The sequence below is a fragment of the Methanobrevibacter filiformis genome, assembly GCF_001639265.1.
In the GTDB taxonomy this organism is placed as follows: domain Archaea; phylum Methanobacteriota; class Methanobacteria; order Methanobacteriales; family Methanobacteriaceae; genus Methanacia; species Methanacia filiformis.
In genome coordinates this window covers 1-880 of sequence record NZ_LWMT01000176.1, presented here as the reverse complement: position 1 = coordinate 880, position 880 = coordinate 1, and the positions used below count along the sequence as shown (strand labels likewise).

General features: G+C 28.5%; 1 protein-coding gene. It reads right to left on the bottom strand.

What is annotated here, in order from left to right; all coding sequences use genetic code 11:
• Positions 1-880 (bottom strand): right-handed parallel beta-helix repeat-containing protein (locus MBFIL_RS04770; protein ID WP_211261717.1); only part of this gene is annotated, 880 nt, incomplete at both ends.

The window sequence follows — 880 nt, the reverse complement described above, 5'->3', positions numbered from 1 at the left end:
TTTTGCTTGATATTTTTAGGGATTTCCATGCTAATTTGGTTGTTTTTATTTTTTTCACTTTTTTAGTTTTTGGATCTTTTTTCTTTATTGTTATTGTCTTTTTGTATTGTTTGTAGAATCCAAATTGTGATGCTGTTGATGGGATGATTTTTTTTAGTTTCTTTTTATTGTTATCTAATAGGATTAAGGTTATTTTGTAGGGTTTGTTTGGTTTTAGGTATTTAACATTTGGAAGTTTTAGTTTGGCTATCACATATTTGGATACTTTTGTGTTGTGGACTTTGTTTATTTTATTTATTCCCCACCAGTTGTATTCTGCATTTATTGAACCTGATTTTCTTTTTAGGTTGTAGTTTTTATTTATAATGTAATTGTAGTTTAAATAATTGTTTTTGCCTTGTTTTAGATATATTCCTTTTGTGTTTTTGTGTATTGTGTTTTGTATGAATTTATTTTTAGATCCTATGATGTGAATAGCTAAGTTGCTGCTTTTTAGTGTGTTGTTATTAGCGTGGTTTGAGTTGCCTTTGATTCTGATGTTGTATTGTTTGTTATTCCATAGTTTGTTAAGGGTTATTTTGTTGTTGTTTTCTGTTAGTATTATTCCTGATGTTTTACTACCATGTATTGTGTTTTCTAGTATATTGTTGTAATTGCCATTGATTAGGCTGTTTGCGTATTTATTGTTGTATAAATTGTTTTTTTCTATTTTATTGATTTTGCCTACTACGTGTAAGCCATGGTAGCCATTGTTGTATATGGAGTTTTTGTAATATTTATTGTAGTCTCCTTTAAAGTACACTGCGCAGTATTTGCCTTTTTTGGAGTTGGAATATAGTATGTTGGACTCGAATGTGTTGGATTTGCCTTTTCCATTGAT